General features: G+C 37.9%; 19 protein-coding genes and 3 pseudogenes. 5 read left to right on the top strand and 17 right to left on the bottom strand.

Going from position 1 to position 20,392, the window contains the following annotated elements:
* Nucleotides 1-453: 453 nt before the first annotated feature.
* From B4N43_RS23360 to B4N43_RS25605, 3 genes are read right to left on the bottom strand one after another with little or no spacing between them, the layout of a single operon-like run.
* On the bottom strand, nucleotides 454-1,560 hold the full coding sequence (locus tag B4N43_RS23360; protein ID WP_286736560.1) for an SGNH/GDSL hydrolase family protein: 1,107 nt from the start codon (nucleotides 1,558-1,560) through the stop codon (nucleotides 454-456).
* Between the two features lie 12 nt (nucleotides 1,561-1,572).
* Complete coding sequence (locus B4N43_RS25610; RefSeq protein ID WP_376749050.1) at nucleotides 1,573-1,953, bottom strand: acyltransferase family protein; 381 nt, start codon at nucleotides 1,951-1,953, stop codon at nucleotides 1,573-1,575.
* Entirely contained in the window at nucleotides 1,950-2,498 is a 549-nt protein-coding gene (locus B4N43_RS25605; protein ID WP_376749053.1) for an acyltransferase family protein, read from the bottom strand. The genes B4N43_RS25610 and B4N43_RS25605 overlap by 4 nt, the downstream gene beginning before the upstream one ends.
* 47 nt (nucleotides 2,499-2,545) lie before the next feature.
* Between B4N43_RS25605 and B4N43_RS23355 the strand changes: the two are divergent.
* The 3 genes and pseudogenes from B4N43_RS23355 to B4N43_RS23345 form a co-directional block, all read left to right on the top strand.
* A pseudogene (locus tag B4N43_RS23355) lies at nucleotides 2,546-3,615 on the top strand (IS481 family transposase).
* Between the two features lie 73 nt (nucleotides 3,616-3,688).
* Nucleotides 3,689-4,015: a helix-turn-helix domain-containing protein gene (locus tag B4N43_RS23350; protein ID WP_286736558.1), complete on the top strand. Its 327-nt coding sequence runs from the start codon at nucleotides 3,689-3,691 to the stop codon at nucleotides 4,013-4,015.
* Nucleotides 4,016-4,204: 189 nt separating this feature from the next.
* A pseudogene (locus tag B4N43_RS23345) lies at nucleotides 4,205-4,915 on the top strand (IS256 family transposase); the annotation flags it as partial.
* Between the two features lie 44 nt (nucleotides 4,916-4,959).
* Here B4N43_RS23345 and B4N43_RS25600 read toward each other — a convergent pair.
* A pseudogene (locus tag B4N43_RS25600) lies at nucleotides 4,960-5,262 on the bottom strand (phage integrase SAM-like domain-containing protein); the annotation flags it as partial.
* Nucleotides 5,263-5,762: 500 nt separating this feature from the next.
* Here B4N43_RS25600 and B4N43_RS23340 point away from each other — a divergent pair.
* The gene (locus tag B4N43_RS23340; RefSeq protein ID WP_075991734.1) at nucleotides 5,763-6,344 is read left to right on the top strand and encodes a thymidine kinase; all 582 of its coding nucleotides are present in this window, start codon (nucleotides 5,763-5,765) and stop codon (nucleotides 6,342-6,344) included.
* A gap of 257 nt (nucleotides 6,345-6,601) precedes the next feature.
* Here the strand turns inward: B4N43_RS23340 and B4N43_RS23335 are convergent, their stop codons facing one another.
* From B4N43_RS23335 to ccoN, 12 genes are all read right to left on the bottom strand, one after another.
* Nucleotides 6,602-9,334: a carboxypeptidase regulatory-like domain-containing protein gene (locus B4N43_RS23335; RefSeq protein ID WP_286736555.1), complete on the bottom strand. Its 2,733-nt coding sequence runs from the start codon at nucleotides 9,332-9,334 to the stop codon at nucleotides 6,602-6,604.
* 46 nt (nucleotides 9,335-9,380) lie between these two features.
* A complete protein-coding gene (locus B4N43_RS23330) occupies nucleotides 9,381-9,722 on the bottom strand; it encodes a hypothetical protein (RefSeq protein ID WP_286736553.1) in 342 nt (113 codons plus the stop codon).
* A gap of 13 nt (nucleotides 9,723-9,735) precedes the next feature.
* Nucleotides 9,736-10,035: a hypothetical protein gene (locus B4N43_RS23325; RefSeq protein ID WP_286736551.1), complete on the bottom strand. Its 300-nt coding sequence runs from the start codon at nucleotides 10,033-10,035 to the stop codon at nucleotides 9,736-9,738.
* Nucleotides 10,036-10,268: 233 nt separating this feature from the next.
* Complete coding sequence (locus tag B4N43_RS23320; protein WP_286736548.1) at nucleotides 10,269-10,394, bottom strand: hypothetical protein; 126 nt, start codon at nucleotides 10,392-10,394, stop codon at nucleotides 10,269-10,271.
* Between the two features lie 114 nt (nucleotides 10,395-10,508).
* Nucleotides 10,509-10,883 carry a hypothetical protein gene (locus B4N43_RS23315; RefSeq protein ID WP_286736546.1) on the bottom strand — a complete coding sequence of 125 codons (375 nt, stop codon included), beginning with the start codon at nucleotides 10,881-10,883 and terminating at the stop codon, nucleotides 10,509-10,511.
* An 84-nt stretch (nucleotides 10,884-10,967) separates the two neighbouring features.
* Entirely contained in the window at nucleotides 10,968-11,126 is a 159-nt protein-coding gene (locus tag B4N43_RS23310; RefSeq protein WP_286736544.1) for a hypothetical protein, read from the bottom strand.
* Nucleotides 11,127-11,391: 265 nt separating this feature from the next.
* A complete protein-coding gene (gene cls / locus B4N43_RS23305) occupies nucleotides 11,392-12,855 on the bottom strand; it encodes a cardiolipin synthase (RefSeq protein ID WP_286736542.1) in 1,464 nt (487 codons plus the stop codon).
* Between the two features lie 57 nt (nucleotides 12,856-12,912).
* Nucleotides 12,913-13,602 (bottom strand): sulfite exporter TauE/SafE family protein, encoded by a 690-nt coding sequence (locus B4N43_RS23300; protein ID WP_145331343.1) that lies wholly within the window; start codon nucleotides 13,600-13,602, stop codon nucleotides 12,913-12,915.
* 9 nt (nucleotides 13,603-13,611) lie between these two features.
* A complete protein-coding gene (locus B4N43_RS23295; protein WP_088160746.1) occupies nucleotides 13,612-14,034 on the bottom strand; it encodes a FixH family protein in 423 nt (140 codons plus the stop codon).
* A gap of 11 nt (nucleotides 14,035-14,045) precedes the next feature.
* Complete coding sequence (gene ccoG / locus B4N43_RS23290; protein WP_145331341.1) at nucleotides 14,046-15,434, bottom strand: cytochrome c oxidase accessory protein CcoG; 1,389 nt, start codon at nucleotides 15,432-15,434, stop codon at nucleotides 14,046-14,048.
* 15 nt (nucleotides 15,435-15,449) lie between these two features.
* Complete coding sequence (locus B4N43_RS23285; protein ID WP_286736540.1) at nucleotides 15,450-16,364, bottom strand: cbb3-type cytochrome c oxidase N-terminal domain-containing protein; 915 nt, start codon at nucleotides 16,362-16,364, stop codon at nucleotides 15,450-15,452.
* A gap of 205 nt (nucleotides 16,365-16,569) precedes the next feature.
* Nucleotides 16,570-18,708, bottom strand: a complete 2,139-nt coding sequence (gene ccoN, locus B4N43_RS23280; RefSeq protein WP_088160744.1) for a cytochrome-c oxidase, cbb3-type subunit I — start codon at nucleotides 18,706-18,708, stop codon at nucleotides 16,570-16,572.
* Between the two features lie 545 nt (nucleotides 18,709-19,253).
* On the opposite strand from ccoN, the gene B4N43_RS23275 reads away from it, so the two are divergent.
* Nucleotides 19,254-19,745, top strand: coding sequence for a response regulator (locus tag B4N43_RS23275; protein ID WP_286736539.1), 492 nt, complete (start codon nucleotides 19,254-19,256; stop codon nucleotides 19,743-19,745).
* A gap of 31 nt (nucleotides 19,746-19,776) precedes the next feature.
* Here B4N43_RS23275 and B4N43_RS23270 read toward each other — a convergent pair whose 3' ends face one another.
* Nucleotides 19,777-20,133: an SHOCT domain-containing protein gene (locus B4N43_RS23270; protein WP_286736537.1), complete on the bottom strand. Its 357-nt coding sequence runs from the start codon at nucleotides 20,131-20,133 to the stop codon at nucleotides 19,777-19,779.
* Between the last annotated feature and the right edge of the window lie 259 nt (nucleotides 20,134-20,392).

The raw sequence follows: 20,392 nt of genomic DNA, 5'->3' as shown, positions 1-20,392 counted from the left end.
GATGTGAAAACATTACCGAAAATACGTGATAATTTCGAACATATATGTGACGTTTACAATCAGAAAACTTCGGAATAAAAGAAAAAACAGGCAATATGGTCTGTATAGATCACGGGTAAGCCTAGACTAACAATCTAGGCTTTTTTCATTTACCGTATTTACACTCTTGATAACATACTAATATTGTTAGTATATTATCAAAGATATTCCAAGGATTTGAAGTAGATGGTGTGTCTATGGTTGTGGAGATTTCTCCAGTGATTGGAGGTTATTTTCACATGTACATCAACAAATTCTTTATCACTAGTATATCTTACACAACTGTGGGATGGAAAGTACACTTCAACAACAATTCATGGTTGACCGAAGATGAAGCGGATATAATTATAGAGATGATCTAGTCGGGTGATATTCCTACTTTATAAAAAAACCTTGAGTCTGAGAGGATCTCAATTATAGCATATTTTTATTAATTATTTCAACAGCATGTTCAGCAATTATTTTGTTTCCGTTAACGTTCGGATGAAATGAATCACCGAAAAATCGATTTGAGATAATATAACCATTTTCATACAAGTAGTTGTAATAGTCTAAGACATCAATTTTTGATCCTCTTACCCAGTCATTTATTGCAGCTCCAGAATTAGAAAAAGCATAATTTGGACGAGGCAAAGAAGTTGAAAGCACTATTTTCAAACCTTTAGCCTTACAGTACTCTAATATTTTATTTGCATTATCAATATATTCTCCCGGATTGGAAGTATTATTTGTTCCAAAACATACAAAAACCAGCTTTGGTTTAAAAATATCAATCTCCTTTATAATTCTATTTGAAGTTTCCAAATCCATCTTAGAACCTCCATATCCATCAATAGCAATATTGTCAATTGGAAATTTTGGATTTATTAAGTTGGACCACTTTTTTGTTATATCGCTTTTATATGAAACAAATGCGCCACCTTCAACAATAGAATCACCTATTACAAAAACAGATGGATTTTTGTAAGAATTGATAGAAAAATAAATGATTTCTGCTGCACCCTTTTCAAAATATAAAATCGGAGCACCTCTCAATAACACAGCGGTACTTTGATCCTTTATTTCAAAAGACTCCATAAGAATATCATCAAAAAAATATTTTATCGATTCTATATCTTTCTTAATTTTAATTTCAACACCTTCTTCAACATTCCACTCTTTAGTTGACAATAAGTCACCCTTGTTGTTGTAGAAGCTCAATTTTTTACCCTCAAATTTTACACCTCCCATGCCTTTGCCGAAGAATCCTTCAACATATGTCTGAACTGGCTTAAAACTTACTAACAGCTCATATTTTTCCAAATTGAATGAAATAGGATATTCTAATTTTTCTTTTTCATTCAATCTAAAAATCGATATACTCTTTTCATTAAATTTTATATATTCTGGATTTACGGGCCGTAAGATATCTCGTATTTCTTGTTTATCCTTTTTGCAGGAATTGAATGAAAACAAAATTATACTAGCGTTTATTAAGGAAATTGTTAGTTGCTTTAACGATTGTTTTTTCAAAAAATTCATAACTAAAATAGCTCAACACAATGGATAATATTGCTGAAAGTAATAAAAAAAAGTTGGCAAAGATAAATGTAATAATAATAAAGATAAATGTAATAATTTGGTTGTGAATTTACATACCGAATAAACAATAGGGTGAAAAAGATATAATCCATAACTTATTTCCCCCATAAATAATAATGGTTTGTGATAAAATCCGCTATGTTCAACCTTTAATAAAAACAAGCACAACACCATACACCAACAAGTTAAAGAAAATACAATTCTATTAGTACCCATTATCAACTTAAAATCATTATCGCTTTCGGTTGGATAGTATAGAAATAAAGAAGCTAAAAATAGAAGTACAAGCAAAACAGTAGAAGCCTTTGTTTCGGAGAATAATTTCCCTATCACAATTCTGCGTTGACTTCGGAATTTGGCAAAACGATATAAGAAAAATAGATACTTACGGATAAAATTAAAACGCCTATAAACCAGAAAAAAAAGTTTTTCATCCTTACTGCAATTAGGAGAAATGGGAAGAAAGCGTAAAACACCAATTCATTCCCTATTGACCACGCTCCTGTAGCAAAATATGTATCCCACTTAAAGAAACCAAATAGTCCTGTCAAATTGAGAAATAGATCGAGAATATCTGGGACTTTCTTGGAAAGTATGATTGCTGCAATCGAAACAACTCCTAAAAGTGGAAGAATACGCGTAATCCGCTTGACAAAAAATGATTTAAAATTACTTTTGTCAAAGTACAACTTATTTATATATACGTAATGAAGCGTGAGTCCGCTCAATATGTAGAATATTGTTACGCCATAATATCCCGCTCGTCTTAAAAACGTATCTGCTGCGAAATGATAATTCCCCCAGGTTAAAAAGTGATAGATAAGAATTAATATAGCTACTAATCTGAAGTAGTCAAGACTTAATCTGACAGTTGCAATAAATTAACAGCTGAAAAATAGATTAGAGTTATGACAACACAAGAAAAATCATCAAGAACAAACTGGGTGTTTTAGAGCTTGCCCGGCACTTAGGGAATGTATCAAGAGCCTGTAAAGTAATGGGCTATTCAAGAGACAGTTTTTATCGATTCAAAGAATTGTATGATCAAGGAAGCGAGCTTGCACTTCAAGAACTTTCTAGAAGAAAGCCCATATTAAAGAACCGAGTAGAAGAGCATATTGAAAAAGCTGTTGTCGATCTAGCTATAGACCAGCTCGCTTTAGGGCAGTTACCGGATGAGGCATGATCTGCAGACCTTCAAGCTCAGATTAAAAGCCTTAGAGGCAAAGTCTGCACAGGAAGGTATTTGTTTTAACGAAAGCTCAGCTTGTAGCTCTTTCCAGAGCTACAAGCTGAGAAAAAGGCACATGGAGAGATAGAAACTCATCATCCCGGATATCTAGGTGCTCAGGATACATACTATGTCGGTAATATTAAGGGAGTTGGGCATATATATATAAGTAGACTTTCATTGATACATATTCTAAAGTCGCTTTTACAAAGCTGTATGATCGTAAGAATGCATTAGTTGCCGCAGATATGCTCAATGATCAGGTAGTACCATTTTTCGAACAACATGACTTAAGATTGTTAAGAATATTAACCGATCGAGGAACAGAATACTGCGAGGTAAGAGACCTGCATGAATATCAGCTCTATTTAGCCATCGAAGATATAGATCACACGAAAACAAAAGCAAAAAGCCCTCAAACCAATGGTATTTGCGGACGTTTCCATCGTACTATTCAGGATGAGTTTTATGCCGTTGCATTCAGAAAGAAAATATACCGAAGCATTCAGGAACTCCAAAACGACCTTGATCGTTGGATGAATTACTATAATCAGGATCGTACCCATACTGGAAAGTATTGCTTTGGAAAGACACCTATGCAGACCTTCAATGATACAATTAATTTGGCAAAAGAAAAGATGCTGGAGACACTAAAAGAAGATCAACTTGTTACTTATCCCGTGCAAGAAAATAAGCAACAAGTTGAATCTATAGATTTTGCAGAAACATTACTATATTCGAATAGGCAATCTGACAATTTTTAAAAACAACCAACTGTCAGATCAAGTAGCGGCTATTTATTACACTTTAAAATGACAGTACATAAACATACACACGATGGAAAAAAGTAGTTTCGAGGAAGAAGGTAAATTGGTTCGCGCATTCCGTGAGGAATTAGGAAAGACCGCGGTTGAATTTGCCAAGATGCTTGACACATCTGTAAACACTCTTTCAAATATAGAGAATGGGAAACGTCGTCTATCTGGCCATATTATAAAAGGTCTTTCAAAAGCAGGCATGTCATTAAATGACATAACATACCTGAGCAAAAATAGCGGAGAAGGTCAATCTTTCGCTTACCGATTGGCAGAAGTTGAAAACAGATTGATTACAATGGAATCTACTTTGAAAAAGATATTGGCCCTATTAGATGAAAAGAGATAGCATGAGCTACCTCTTTTGAGACTATAACGTAAACTGTGTCAACGGAATAATTCAATAAGTTTTTTTTATATTTAATTATTCAAACGACATGGTCATGAAAGAAAAGACCCCATTCGATTTTTCGTTAGATTTTGTTTTTAAAGGAACTCAAGAGGGCTTCGCCGTTTTGAACGCTTCAAAGAGGAAGCTATGCAAGGTCTTTATAACGGAAAGAGTTTATCTCCCAATGATGGCGTTCTAGCGCCCTTAATGAAGCACTTACTGGAGTCGATGATGGATAGCGAGCTAGAAAGTCACCTTCAGGAAGATAAAGCTTCCGGGAACTCTAATCGTCGGAATGGCAAGGCCAAAAAAACTGTTCGAGGTCTTAATACCGGTACATTTGAACTTGAATCTAGACGGGATAGATCTGGTACATTTGAGCCCAAGGTAGTTCCCAAACGTCAGCTTACTATAACAGAACAGTTGGAAGGTCATGTGCTGAGCATGTATGCCAAAGGTATGAGCACGCGTGCAATAAGTGATTTTATCCGTGAGATGTATGCTATAGAGATTTCTGCAACTGAAATATCCCGTATTACAGAAAGCGTTATGCCTGCTATTAACGAGTGGCGAAGTCGTCCGCTAGAAGCCGTCTATCCCTTTGTTTTCCTAGACTGCATGCATTATAAAGTCCGTCAGAACGGTACGGTTGAGTCCCGGGCCATATATAATATCCTGGGCATAGGAATGGATGGTCGCAAAGACCTGATAGGGCTTTATAGTTTGGAAAACGAAGGAGCTAAATTCTGGTTATCCGTACTCACCGATCTAAAGCAACGCGGTGTAGAGGACATCCTGATAGCCTGTATTGATGGACTGAAGGGCTTTCCTGAAGCTATAGAAGCTATTTTTACCAAATTGCTTATGATACCGAAATATATGATTTTCGTATTAGCATTTATTCCCCGGCGTTCCTGCGGCTTGGTATATCCTCCATTATTATTATTTCTGACGATAACCTTTGGCGATTCTAGGTAACGCTTGAACTCATATAAAAATCCCGTAGTAAGATGAGTGATATCAAACGACTGTTCCCCTGTAAAATCACGTAGATGGTTTATCACCGACAATATATTTTTTGCCTGACCATCCCTCCCTTTGCTTCGGTATTCATCAATCCTTTCATCGAACTTGGAGAACAGATCTATAATATCATCCTTTGCGTCTAAGTTCTTAAGAAAACTCTTACCATCTTCACAGGTCATAAATTTCACTTTGCTACCCAAAGCTGTAAGAGCATCGCGATACTCCGTTAGTTTAGTAGAAAAATGTTTATCAACAAATGCCTTCTTAAGCTTACCTTTTGAATCCAGGTAGGCCTTATCTACAAATGAAGATGTATCTATATACTTCGTCTGGGATTTGTGACTAACAGTGATCTTGACATTCCAGGTTCCGTCATCCTTTTTCTGATGAGGGACAATTTTTGCATTAACAGTTGCCATGCTCGTTGTAAATTATTTGTAAATCTTTTTTAACACAAATTGTCAAGTAATCGTGTAATTATGCACTAGCAAAAAGCGCCAAGAAGTTCAAATAATTTAAGTTTCACGTTCATAAGCCGATAGGCCCATGTTGGTAAAAACTGTTATCAAATTTAATATTTAATTCTGATATTAGCAGTGTCAAAAACAGAATATAATGGGAGGTCATTTTACAAAAATCACCTTATTTGCAGACCTTCCGACAAAATTAAATTAATCAAATGCTTTTTTCCGAACATAATTTGGCTTTGCGCCCCGCTCAATATGGTAGCATTGAAATTGTCTGTGGCTCGATGTTCTCAGGCAAGACAGAAGAATTGATTCGCAGGCTCAAACGAGCGCAATATGCACGTTTGAATGTCGAAATCTTTAAACCATCTGTTGACAAACGATACGATGAAAAGTTGGTCGTTTCTCACGATAGTAATAGCATCCCGTCAACACCCGTTGATCATTCTTCAGCGATCCTACTTTTGAGTTCCTCTACCCAAGTTGTCGGAATCGATGAGGCACAATTTTTTGATGACGGTTTGACAGAGGTGTGTGTCAAATTGGCAAATAGTGGTATCCGGGTAATTGTTGCCGGGCTCGATATGGATTTTCAAGGGCAACCATTTGGCCCAATTCCCAATCTAATGGCAGTAGCCGAACACGTTACGAAAGTACATGCGGTTTGCATGCAATGTGGCGCGCCAGCGAATTATTCCTATCGCCTGACCAAGGATACGGAAACCGTACTTTTAGGTGAAAAAGACGCTTATGAACCACGTTGTAGACCCTGTTATTTCCACCTGAATAAGTAGCCTGATCAAAAAAGTCAACTAAAAATCTGCCAAAAGTGCTATAAAAACTATTTGGCATAAGATTTGAAATATACTTTATAAATAAGAAGATTAGCGCTATTAATAGCGACAAAATACTTTTCATAATTTAGGTTTATAATTGGTTAGTTAGCACCTCCTTGCCCATCAAGGAGGTGTTTTTTTTAACAAAAAAAAGAACGCTGCTCTCTTTGACTGAGAACAGCGTTCTTTTTTTGATCAACTCCTATATACAAGGTTTAAGGCTGAACACCGTAGTTTATTACCTTACGGCCAATATTCCCGGTTTGATCCATTCCCTCGACGATTACCTTGTAATTTCCATTTCCGTCGGCATTATAAAACTGAATGGCAGCCTCCCCAGTCTCTGTGATCGAGACTTTCGGATTCCAGTAAATGGTCGTTCTCAAATCGTTTGCAGCCTTTCTTTCCGGCGTATCATATTTCGGAACATAGAACTTCCGCTCTTTAATATACCCCAATGGATACATATCGATTACATTTGATTTAGGCAATAAGCTTTCAATCTCACTCAATGACATCCGTGGTTTCTTCGCTTCCACTTTCTTCGTATAGATTGACACAACACCATTATTTTGATACATTCTGGAGACTGTACCCAATTCATCACGTAAGAAGATTTCGATACCTTCGATATCCGCGACATTGATGCTATTCAATCCTGGCTCATCAATAGCCATACCGTTCAGAAAGAATTGAACAGGTGTACGCCCACCCGCATTATAATCACGAGAAACATAATATTTCAATGTCTGTGGATCATAGGTAATGCCCGTCAATACCGTTTGAAGACACATAGTCAACACGTTACAACCGGTCAAACGTTCGGGTTCAATACGGTGTTCCGGCATGGACAGCCCCGAAATAGAAGGAAAATCTTTATTGGTGATTACTTTCTTCACTACAGCCGTCACTTCGACCTCATCCAAGAGAATCGATTTTCGATATTCTTTTCGGCTATTCGCCAAATAAGGAGCAAAAGCTTGGTCTATATTAGGTACAAAATAACTCTTATAGCCATTATTCTTATCGATCTCAGGGTAAAAGCTCTGGTCCATATTAATAACCAAGCTTCGGTAATTGTCATTCGACCGAGCATTAACCGTTACTTTGGACGAATCCGGGAACACAAGATCTTTAAATGTGAATCGTCCATTTTGATCCGTATAAACGTCCTTCTTAATATTACGGGAAGGTACCGATAAAAGTAACCCACCATTTGGATAAGGACGTCCCGTATTCATCCGGAGTATACCGGACAATTCGATTCCTTGCTCAGGAAGAAAACTGATCTGCGGCAACTTCTCCGATATAAGCGTCGGGTAGTCAAATCGACGATAGCCCTGCGTCATTAATAAAGCATCTAAAGCCTTATCCCGGTTGGGATTTTTTTCATCAAAATATGAATTTGGGTTCTCTACATTTCCTTTGAGGTCCGAAGTCAACAAAAAGTTGCTCACAATCGATAGATCTGCCTGATCATTATAAGGAACTTTGGATTCGTCTATTACAGCTACTGAATAGCTTCCCGGGAACTTCTGCCCATTGTTGTCTACAGCAAGTTTAAGATTGACCAAGTCTTTAGCCTTATAACTTTGCTTATCGCTGGTAACCTGAATATTTAAAAGTTTTTCACTTTGAACAAATGCCAAGCGCTCACTGATAGGCTTTCCGTCCGGACTCAATAAGGTTACCTGGACAATACCATTTGGTAAACGCTCTTTCGGAATATTGACCAATGCTGATGAAGATTTTAAATTCACCTGCGCGCCAAAACAGAGATGACCATTCGACTGCACCAAAACATAATAGGATTGCCCCTGGTTTTTTGAAAAATTCTCTTCACTGGTTACCACGGCAAACTCAGCATTCGTGGCATCCTGTTTTACAAAAACAACATTTGCCTTGTCATTGACAACAGCCGGCAATTTGTATTTGCGTTCCTGTCCATTCTCAAACTTCACAACAGCTTGATAATTTTCTCCCGCGAGCGGCAGGAGAGAAAAATAGCCCATTCCAGTTCCGAAGTCCGCAAACTCCGCTACAGACTTGCCCTTTGAATCTAAAATACTTCCTTTTACCTTTAGCCCCTTCCCATCGGATCCGAGGGCTTTAAATGCCACTTTTTTTGCCAATCCGGCGATAATATCTCCCCCTTCAGGAAAGAATTGCACGTCTGCATCCCACAAGGCATTTTTGAGCAAGAAAGAACTAGACAAAGGTTTTTCATTTTTATTCTCCTGAATGCTAATCTTCAGTTGTCCTTTTTCCAAATTTGCTTTTTCCTTTGCAGACAAATTTATCGTTACTTTCCCTAGACCATCAGTCTCACCTTTACCCTTGTCGAACGTTTCCCATCCCGAGACAAACTCCCAATTGATTTTTGAATTGATCATCGGTTTTCCCGTACGATCGCGGAACTGTATGACAGCTTGGGTTTTATTACCACCAATGTTATTTTGAAATTCAATGTTCGTAATCAATTTCTTATTGATAACATCACCGATTGGCACCACTTTATTAAAGAAGTAGGCATTATCAAAGTTGGCCATCCATTTTGTGTAACCTCTAAATCGATAATTGTCCTGCGACATAAATTGAGGATCAAGTACAATCTGCCCATTTCCTACCCCTTTATCCAATGGAATTTTTAGTGTCTGAATCAGGGAATCACGACTGTTCAGTACTTCCACATAAGCTATTTTACTCGGCTCATATTCGGCCAAATTGCGGGATAAATAGGTCGAAAACCAGAGGGTATCCCCCACCGCATAATATGGTTTATCGAAATGTAAATGTACCTTTTCAACTGGGTAGACCTGAAAATATTTCTGAACTCGTTCTACGATCGTATTAATAGGCAACGTAGGTGTAGTCTGGGCATAAGTCGTCCCCATTCCTAACAGTCCTATCGATAAAGTCAATAGTTTTATAGTATTTAACTTAAGCATCTAATTATTAGTGATTTAATTATTCAATGTATCCTAAATTGTGTCCTTAATATTTCAGCCCACTTTTTTTAGCGTATTGTCTTTGAAGTTTCAAATTAAACTTGATTTCCTTTTCGCTTTGACCTAAATTCTCAGCTCTCGCTTTCGTATTATTGATAAATAATTCATTATACACCTCTTTAGCGATTTCTTTTGCACTAGTCTTTTTTTCTAGTTTATTCTCCAAGTCATTAATAACTTCATTACCTAGATTAGAAATTTGCGTTACAGCATCTTTAGTACTATTGATTAAGATGAGTTGATTCTCTAGTGTTTCAATAAATTCCTTTTGGTTCACTACACTCTTGAGTTTATCAAAAATCAGAGTTTCATGTTCAATTGCAGTCATATTCCAAATATAATTATTTCCATTTTATATTATTCAACAATTCATTTTTTAACATTATTTGACGGTTGATAAGCACCAACTCATCAAACAATTCTTTAGTGGCGAACTCTTCACTATTTTGCTGGTTACTCACTGATAGGGAATACAACTCATCCTCTAACATAGCGATGGTGGCGGTAACGTCCTTATATCCATACTCCATTGCAGGTATTTGTAACGTTAGGCTCTTAGTTTCGTTAGCTAGTTGCTGTAAACGTAAAGGGTCTTTAGTTGTGCGTTGCTCATCTCGAAGCTTTTTCAATAAGTCATCCATTTCATCCAATGAAAGGATTGTAGTTTTAATTTCCTTATTATCAGATTTCGGCTTTACCTTATTTTTATTTACATCTTCGATTGTCTCATTTAAATCGTCAACTACTTTCCCAATATTTTTAACTTCGTCAACATTAGATAATGGATTTATAATTGTTTCATTTAGGTCTTTTATTGCTTTGGTCGTTTGGCCAATTTACATATTGACCTGTGCAAGTGCACCACCACTGACTTTTAATTTGACCCCTTGAAGAGCATCAAGTTTTTTTCTAAAACTTTCACCCTTTTTTGCGCTTCCGCAACATCGACAGATACGCCTAATACTATTTCTTCTTTATTTGAATTGCCTTTAATAGCCATAATTTTTTAGATAAATATTGGCTCCGTGGCAAAGGGTGGGAACAAAAAAGCTACCCAATTGGATAGCCATCATTGTACATACTCTGGTAGGTAATATGTACGGTATTATGTATTTTAATATTCAGCTTTTGTAGCTTCAACACCTTTTATTATATTGAACATCCAATCAAGACGTTTATTATCATTCCGAATCAAGAGATAATTATTTAATTTACCATTTTCAAAATTAAAATCTATAAGACCGTCTGGTTTTACACTAATTCTATATATTTCATTTTTGTTGTTCTGAATTTTTTCCAATTCGTACAAAAAATCTTTCCCATATATTTCCTTATAAGCTCCCTCTAGATTGGCAATAAGTTCTTCCTTGGAATATCCTTTTTTAATAGTATGTTCATATTGGTAAGGGTCTTTATCCCCCTCACAACTTGTTAGTATGGTTGTCGTCAGCCCTAACATAAGTAACAGTAATAATAAAGATTTTTTCATCCTGTAAATATATATTAAATAATAATCTTCTGCAATTTGCACTTTGATAGTAAGGTATTGTTACTATAGTTCACCTCTAGTAGCTTAAAAGTATGTATTACCATCTTCATTTTCCACATAGATTGGCTTAGTGAAATCCAACTCTTCAACCTCTTCTTTTGTAAGATAAATTTCAACTTCCAACACTGTCAAATTATTATCGATCAGCTCCTTTATTCTATTGGTGTAATATAAATTGAACAATGATTTAGATTTATTTATTGCTGTAAAATCATACGTCATCAAATTGAAAGGAAATAAAAAACCGCTTTAAAACATATTAAAAGCGGCTCAAATATATTAAAATGTCGTTAATTAAATCAATAGTTTTATGTGCTTCATTGAAAGTCTTAGAATAAAAAATGAATAGCTAAATATATTCAATTTTGAGCAAAGACCAACCTCATTGGGGTATTTTTAACATTTATTATACCTATCCATAGGGTCATTACCGACTTTTAAAGGTAATTTAAAGCAATGGAGCCAAAAGCCTACAGATGGAATCAACTCCTCTTTTCCAGCGGCTTCGTTGCATCCATTTTCGGATTGTAATCAGATCTGAGACCTCAATATCAGCCAAAAATTGCGCATTAAGACGGTCGCAAAGCGCTTTATCCGAGACAATTCCCGAGATTTCAAAATTGATGTAAAAACTTCTGATATCTAAGTTTGTCGTACCGATATAGGCAAGCTTCCCATCAATACAGATGGTTTTGGCATGCAGAAATCCCTTTGTATAAAGGTATACGTTGACTCCTCTTTCCAACAGTGGTTTTATAAACGAGAATGAGGCGTGCTGTACAAAAAACGAATCAGACTGGGCCGGCAACATCAAGTCCACACGGACTCCTGAAGATACCGCGAGCATTAAAGCGGTCGTCAATTGATCGCTGGGAATAAAATAGGGTGTACACAACTGTACATATTCTTTTGCTTCGTTGATACCGGCAATAATTGCTTCCATATTGAAAGGCGCTGGCGATCCGGGATCACTGGCTGTAAATCCCACCCCACTTGCATCTTCATCGGTAAGGGGAAATCGGTTTAAATAACCATGTCCCAATTCAAAAGACTCAGCCTCTGTCTGGTTCCAGCTGTTCCAAAACTGGATTTGCAACGTATTTACAGCCGCGCCAACAACCATCATAGCTGTATCCCGCCAATAGACCTCATTTTTTCCATTATTGATATACCGATCTGAAATATTGATTCCGCCGACAAAACCTATTTTCCCATCGATCACCGCTATCTTGCGGTGATTTCGGTAGTTGCTATTCGCCAAGGAACTAAAGGTTACTGGAAGAAAAGCTTGAAACACAAAATCGGGTTTATGCCGCCGTAAATATTTAATGACATCTGGAGCACCAAAACTATCCAATATCAGACGTACGGTGACCCCAGCTTTTGCTTTTTCTTCTAGAATATGTAAGATCTCCTGCCCTATTTCATCCATTTCCCAAATATAATATTCCATGTGAATGGAATGCTGCGCAGCTTTAAGACGATCAATAAGTACCGGAAACTTTTCTTCCCCATTGATAAACAGGGTTACATCGTTGTTGAGGGAGAATGTAGAGATCTTCTGATTTTTAAGGTAGCGGTATACCATGGCCAAACTACCGATCCGCTCATTTAACGTATCAATATGTTCCTCCATAATTTCGGATTCCTTACGCCAGGCATCCAGTAGCTTTTTGGACTGCTCGCGATACACGCGTTTCATCCTTTTGACCTTCTTAAACTTCTGACCAAAGAAATAGTAACTGAGCAAACCGACGACAGGTAAGAAAACAATGACCATAATCCAGGCAATGGTCTTGGAAGGATTACGGTTTTCGATCAAAATCGTCCCGATTACACCAATATAAAGGATGAGTAAGGGAATCCAATAATATTCTAATGCAATCTGTAAAATATGATGAAGTACCTCCATATTGTGTGCTAAGGGTTTTACCAAATATAATACTTAGCATCGACATATTGTTTGTCGTTAAGCGCAGTTTATTGCACCATCGACATGAATGAATGGACTTAAATAAGGAATGTCTAAATTGGCACCCCGGAGTATAAACCATATTCCCAATAAGAAATAGAGAAAGGGAACCCATTTCGAAAATCCGATTTTGAAAGATCTGGAGAAATTTCCCAGAAAAGAAAACGCAAACAATAGCGGGATAGTTCCTAAGCCAAAACACAACATAAAAAAGAAACTTTGCTGTGGACTGTCTGCATTTATGGACGACATGAGTGCCATGTAGACCATACCACAGGGCAATAAGCCATTCAGTACGCCAGCAATAAAACTCCCCCCCGGTTTATAGAGCCATTTCGACAATAAGCGTACAATTGGCTGCACAGCCTTCGTCTGCCAGCTAGCGATTTTCCGATTATGCTTACCAATAAGCTGGAATAAAGCAATTCCGATCAGAATAATACCTGTGGCCCAGCTCAAACTTCGCTGCCAACCTTGAATCTGCGCAAATGTTCCGATCGTACCGAGTAAAAGTCCTAAACAACCATAAGTCAGTACCCTGCCGGATTGATACAGTATTTTATTGAAGAAAACGTTCCAACCAAACCCCTGCCTTCCTTCAATGGCAAAAATTAATGGACCACACATTACCGCACAATGTATGCTTCCAAACAATCCCATGAAAAATGCAAAATAGGTATAGCTCATTTTCGTAAACTAAAATAAAATATGCTCTTCAAATAAGAAATCTTTACCTACACTCTTCCAGTCAATATACAAATTCCACATGCCCTTATCGAATGTGGAAATGGGCAATGTATATAAATTACTGGTTGTCTGAAACGGTAGCTCTTTATCCAGCCGATTATCCGAAGGTTTTCGGAATAGTAATTTCCCTTTATTTTCTTTGGACACAAAATGAATATATAGGGTATCCTTCCTGATTTCGACGGTTGGCGATTCATTCATCATCAGCACATTTTGCTTCTTATCATAAGCCTGATCATAATTCAGCCCCTGTTCATAGTAGTCATCTTCTTCCAGACTATCCGAATCATGACTCACCATATATATTCCAGCTCCGACGATGCACAACATAAATACCGCCAAGGTTAAAAAAATTTTTGTACCCCAATTCATTGTTTTTCATTTTAATTCATGCCCGGAGGCGCAATAAAAGTGGTTTTTAAACTTTCCACTTTCTTATCTCCCGAATAGATAGCTAATTTTATATTACTTTTATAGGTCTCCACATCCTTATTCGCGATAATTAGAAAAAAGCTCAGTGTCGCATGCCCATCTTTACTCAATTTTTGAATAGGATTGACCAGTTGAATCTTTAAACGCGGATCATCACAGACCAATTTAAAAGGCATTTCTTTACCAGACTTATTAATCAATTCCAAAGAATACAGATTGCTTATTGTCTTATCATCACGAAGCTGGTAGGTGCTTCCCTTTGCCCGAAGCAATCTTCCATCCACCTGAGAACGATTGAACAACAGAAAACAAAAGACCGACATTAATGCAACCAACACGATAGAATAGGCTATTGCTCTCGTATTGCTTTTTTTCTTCAGTGTTCCTTCAATCTCACCCATTGGATAAAAGCCAATTAACTTTTTAGGCTTTCCAATTTTGTCCATGACAGCATCACAAGCATCAATACAGGCCGTACAGCTTACACATTCTAATTGCAAACCATTTCGAATATCAATTCCTGTGGGGCATACATGTACACAGAGTTTGCAGTCTACACAATCTCCATGTGTCGTCGTTGCATCCTTTTGCTGTTTTCCTCTTGGCTCTCCACGTCTATGATCATATGCAACAGTGATACTTTGGTCATCGAGGAGTACGCCCTGCAATCTGCCATAAGGGCAAATTGCAATACATACAATCTCCCTGACGTACGCAAACACACCATAGAAAACCAATGTAAATATGATTATTGATATCAATCCACCGATATGTTGGTCCAATGGATCAGTGATGATCTTCATCAGCGCATCAACACCGATGATATAAGACAAAAAGATATTTGAAATGAAAAATGATATGATCAGGAATATACCATGTTTCAAAAACTTTTTCAATTGTTTTTGATCCGTATTAGGTCCAGCATCCAATTTCTTTTGTTGTTGCCAATCACCTTCGATCCAATATTCAATTCGTCTAAATATTAATTCCAAAAAAATAGTCTGGGGGCAAGTCCATCCGCACCATACCCGTCCAAAGACAACAGTAAACAAAACCACACATACCATCACGATTAACATGCCGAATACGAATATGTAGAGATCCTGTGGATAGAACAGATTTCCTAAGATGGAAAACTTTCGCTCAATAATGTTGAACATGAGAAACGGTTCACCATTTATTTTGATAAAAGGAACTACAAACAAGAACAGCAGTAGTGAATAACCAACCCACTGTCTCTTTTTGTAAAGCTCTCCCTGCGGTTTTTTGGCATAAATCCATTGTCTTTTTTTTGACTTAGATCCACCGTTATTGGCATTATTCACGACTACTGTACTCATTGCTATTTCAATTTACTACTCTGCTTTTTTTTCTGTTTCAGCCTGATCTGCTTTGCTCTCATCCGCCGGCTTCTCTCCGCTTGCAGCCTGGCCACCGCCATAGGTTACCTCTTCACCTTGCGGAGCTTTTGGATTAGCAGGGTGTGTATCCCTTAAGGTGATAATATAACTGGCAACCTGTGCGATTTGTGCAGGACTTAAAGTTTGTTCCCATGGCACCATTCCTTTATCAGGAACACCATACTTAATGGTTTTGAAGATATCTTTAATCTCGCCACCATGAAGCCAAAACTTATCGGTCAAGTTAGGTCCGATGCCTCCCTCGCCACTACCACCGTGACAAGCGACACAGTTTGCGGTAAAGATTGCTTTTCCATCAGCTGCCATTTCCGGCTGAAACTCCACGCTACTTTCGTCTACATTGCTCGCAGAAGCAGTAAGATAAGCCTGACGCTCTTTCTCGGCAACGACCATCTCATGTTCATACTCCTGGTCCTGGTTCATTCCGATGCCCGACACCTGATAAACAAATAAGTAAACAAGGCCGAAAAAAATCGTTCCATAAAAAAGGAAATTAAACCAGATCGGAATCGGATTATCCAATTCGCGGATACCATCATACTCATGGTCTATGACAATATCCTTTTCTTCTGAAATCGGTCTGATCCCCATGATCTTGTTCCAGGACCTTTTCATCCAGCCCCTATTCGCCGCCTTTTTGAGTTTTTCCTCCTTGGCCAATTCAGGCATGGTAATCTTAATGATGGATTTCATCGCACGATTGACCATCAATGCCGAAGCGAGAAGAGCCAGCATCACAACGATCAATACAACAATTAAGATATCTGTGTATAAATTATCTGTACCGAATCCTATCGTAGATTGAACAACTTCTGCGGTAGCTGGTGCAGTATCCAATAATAAACTCATATATTATAGACTTTCAGGTGAATGATTCAGTTCCTTTTCTGTTTCATCTTCTTCCAAAGGTAATTCCTTCATATAAGTAACATAGTCTTTTTTCATTCGAAACAACATTATTGCTACTGAAATGAAGAACACCAAGAAGATCCAAAGTGATGCAATTAGATAAAGCTCACTGCCGTTTAGATTTGTTATTTGCTTAAACATAGCTTTATTGATTTGCGTTAACATTATCAGCTACTTTTGGAGCTGCTTTTATATCTGTTCCTAATCGCTGTAAGTATGCAATTACAGCTACAATCTCACGGTCAGCTAACACATTCACTTGATTTTGTTTTAGATCATCAGCAATTTTTTGTGCCTGTTTGGTGAGATCCTGCTCAGCATGTTCAATTTCCGCGTCGGTATAGGGGATTCCCAATTTCCGTAATGCTTTCATTTTATCTTGCAGAATAGAATTATCCAGCTTCTGATCGATCAACCAAGGATATGTTGGCATGATACTTCCTGGCGAGGTAATCGTCGGATCCAACAGGTGATCAAAGTGCCATTTATTAGGATATTTTCCACCGATTCGATGCAGATCTGGTCCCGTCCGCTTCGAACCCCATAAAAACGGTGTATCGTAAACAAACTCTCCCGCCTTACTATACTCTCCGTAACGGGCAGTTTCGGATCTAAATGGACGAATAGTTTGCGTGTGACAGTTTACACAACCTTCTCTCACGTAGAGATCCCTTCCCTGCAGTTCCAATGCTGTATAAGGTTTTACACTCGCAATCGTTGGAACGTTTTTAGAAATTGTAAAAGTCGGCACCATCTCCACCATACCCCCGATGAGGATCGCAATAAGAGCCAGTACCATAAATAAAATTGGCTTACGTTCAAGGCGACGGTGTTGAGACTGTTCGTTTACTTGAACCGGCAATAATGCAGGAGCTTCTGCAGGCTCATTGGCCAAAAGCTTCCCTTTTTGCATAGTTTTGATCAAGTTGAACGTCATTAGGAACACGCCCGATAGATAAAGTGCACCACCTAGTGCACGCATCATGTGCATTGGCAAAATTTCCAATGTTGTCGCAAGGAAGTTTGGATATTTCAAGACCCCTTCCGGTGTAAATTCCTTCCACATCAAGCCTTGTACTACAGCTGCCCAATACATCGGGATCGCATAGAACAAAATACCCAAGGTACCTATCCAAAAGTGGGTTGATGCCAACTTCTTAGAATATAACTCCGTTTTATAAATACGTGGTATCAACCAGTACAGAATACCGAATGTCATAAAGCCGTTCCATCCCAATGCACCTACGTGTACGTGTGCTACGATCCAGTCGGTAAAGTGAGCTATTGCATTCACCTGCTTTAAAGATAGCATAGGGCCTTCGAAAGTCGCCATACCATAACAAGTAAGGGCCACGACCATGAATTTTAACATAGGCTCTGTCCGTACCTTATCCCAAGCACCACGCAAGGTCAACAAGCCATTGATCATACCGCCCCAACTCGGAGCAATCAACATAATGGAGAATACAACCCCTAAAGACTGTACCCAACCAGGTAGCGCCGTATAGAGCAAATGGTGAGGACCTGCCCAGATATAAATAAAGATTAAAGACCAAAAGTGAAGAATACTTAACTTATAAGAGTAAACTGGACGGTTGGCCATCTTAGGAAGGAAATAATACATCATTCCCAAATAAGGAGTTGTCAAGAAAAAAGCAACAGCATTGTGACCATACCACCATTGTACCAGCGCATCCTGTACGCCTTTGTAGACATAATAGCTTTTCCAGCCCGCTACAGGTAATTGGATGGAGTTAACAATATGCAATACGGCTACTGTAACAAATGTGGCAATATAGAACCAAACAGCGACATACATGTGACGTTCGCGCCGTTTGATAATAGTACCGAACATATTGATTCCGAATACGACCCAAATGAGGGTAATTGCGATATCAATAGGCCATTCCATTTCGGCATACTCATGGCTTGAAGTAAGACCGAGTGGGAGTGTAATAGCCGAGGCAACAATAATTAATTGCCAACCCCAAAAATGGAGCTTACTCAAAGCATCACTGAACATTCTTGCTTTAAGCACCCGCTGTAAGGAGTAATAAACTCCCATAAAAATACCATTACCTACGAAAGCAAAAATCACCGCATTGGTATGCACAGGACGTACACGACCAAATGTTGTAAATTGCAATCCAAAGTTCATCTGGGGCCAAACAAGCTGCGTTGCCACAAGCAATCCTATGGTCATACCAACTATCCCCCAAATAATGGTAGCGATTCCGAAATTCCTGACAATCTTGTTGTCGTAATTAAATTGCTCTAACTGCATTACTTAAATTGTTGATTCTGATTCAAAAATAAGCAGCAATTTATGACAATCTAATGATGGACAATGCGTACAAAAGTGATGTACGTCACTTTTTTATTACCCGATTACAAGGCTTAGTTAGCAATTTCGACCATTGGTTGTAAATGACTTAGCAGAAATACACTGTTAAGGAGTCCTTTTTCACGACAAGATCTGAAAACCAAAGTGACCGTAATCACATTTCCTGATGTTTTATGATCTTCTTAGCGAGATATCAATGACGGAATCCACATCATGTCATAGCAGTGCATGATCCATATTCTTTGAATGATTAGTATCTAGGTCGCAAGTTCGCATTAGATTTCTTGGGAATCGGTCTGTAAGTTTTTCGTATAGGACTAGTCAGGACTATCTACGCCACTAGGAAAAGGGGCTCTCCGACGGCCATGTACTGCGATAACCAATAGGCGGAGGATATGCAGTAAACCGGGGAAGTATTTAAACGCAAGAAGCCCTTGACTGTTTCCAGCAAGGGCTTCCGTGTAAAAAAAGGTACCTCCAAGCTTATGGCTGAACAACTAAATGGAACCTTAAGCGTTAGCAGTCAGCAAGTCAAGGGATCAACGTTTACATTAGTCGTTCCATTCACCGAAGAAAAGAAAAATAAGAAACAAATTACGAGCTTGGACAAGCTTTCAAAAGAGCTACGCTTTGTCTTTATTGATGACAATCCAATCAATAATCTATTCGTAAAACAAGCATTGCAACATTTCGAAGATGTGAAAATCTATCAGGATTCATCTGCAGCAATAGCCTATCCAAAGGAAAATAGAACGGCTATTATTATCACCGATCTCAGGATGCAAGGCCCTACAGGCTGGGATATCCTCAATACAATCAAAGACAACAATAGCCTACAGGGATGGAATAGCAAGGTTATTGCACTGACCTCAGACGAATCCCAAGTGACAATGCGAGCTCCGGAAGGGCAGCTACATCGTTTTGATGGGATTATGGTTAAACCATTTAATTTAAAAGCATTACTACAGTTTATCTAACAGAAGTATAGAGCAGGCAATTGACAATTATCTAGGAGTTGCGAAGCAATTTTGATTTATAATAATCAAATTCTTCTTGTGTAATGGCTCCATTATCCAGTAACTGTTTAAATTTGGTCAATTCATCGGCAATATTTGATACTGCATTACTTTTATCAATTTGATTTGTACGGTTGTTGGATTGGTTTATATAATTTTGTCGAAATTGTGCTTCTTGATATTCGATAACACGTTGCATGGAATATTTCTTTTTCGAGAAAAGAGCTACAAAAAAGCCTATAACTGGGCTTACTACCAGTGAAATTGCAAAAATTGGCCAAAAGCCTATTTTCCTATTCTTTCCAATTAAGCCAATTAAAGCAGATCCCCCAACCCAAAATAATATCATTAATCCCATTTTCTAAGTTTAAATGTTACAAAATAATTTCCTTAAAAATAATAAATAATTACCACATCACTTCATCTCGTTGACACAAACTATTTAATTTAAGATCATACGCAGCACATACTCACTAAGAATATCAGCATTCACCATCTGAGATGGATCCAGATAAGGCGCTAGGAACAGGACATAGAGATATGACTTTCTTTAAGGAATGAGGATATAGCAAGTCCTAAACGAAAGAAAGCCCTTGACTGTTTCCAGC

The organism is Sphingobacterium sp. UBA1897 (assembly GCF_002337775.1).
GTDB lineage: Bacteria > Bacteroidota > Bacteroidia > Sphingobacteriales > Sphingobacteriaceae > Sphingobacterium > Sphingobacterium siyangense.
This window is presented reverse-complemented; position numbering and strand designations above follow the sequence as displayed.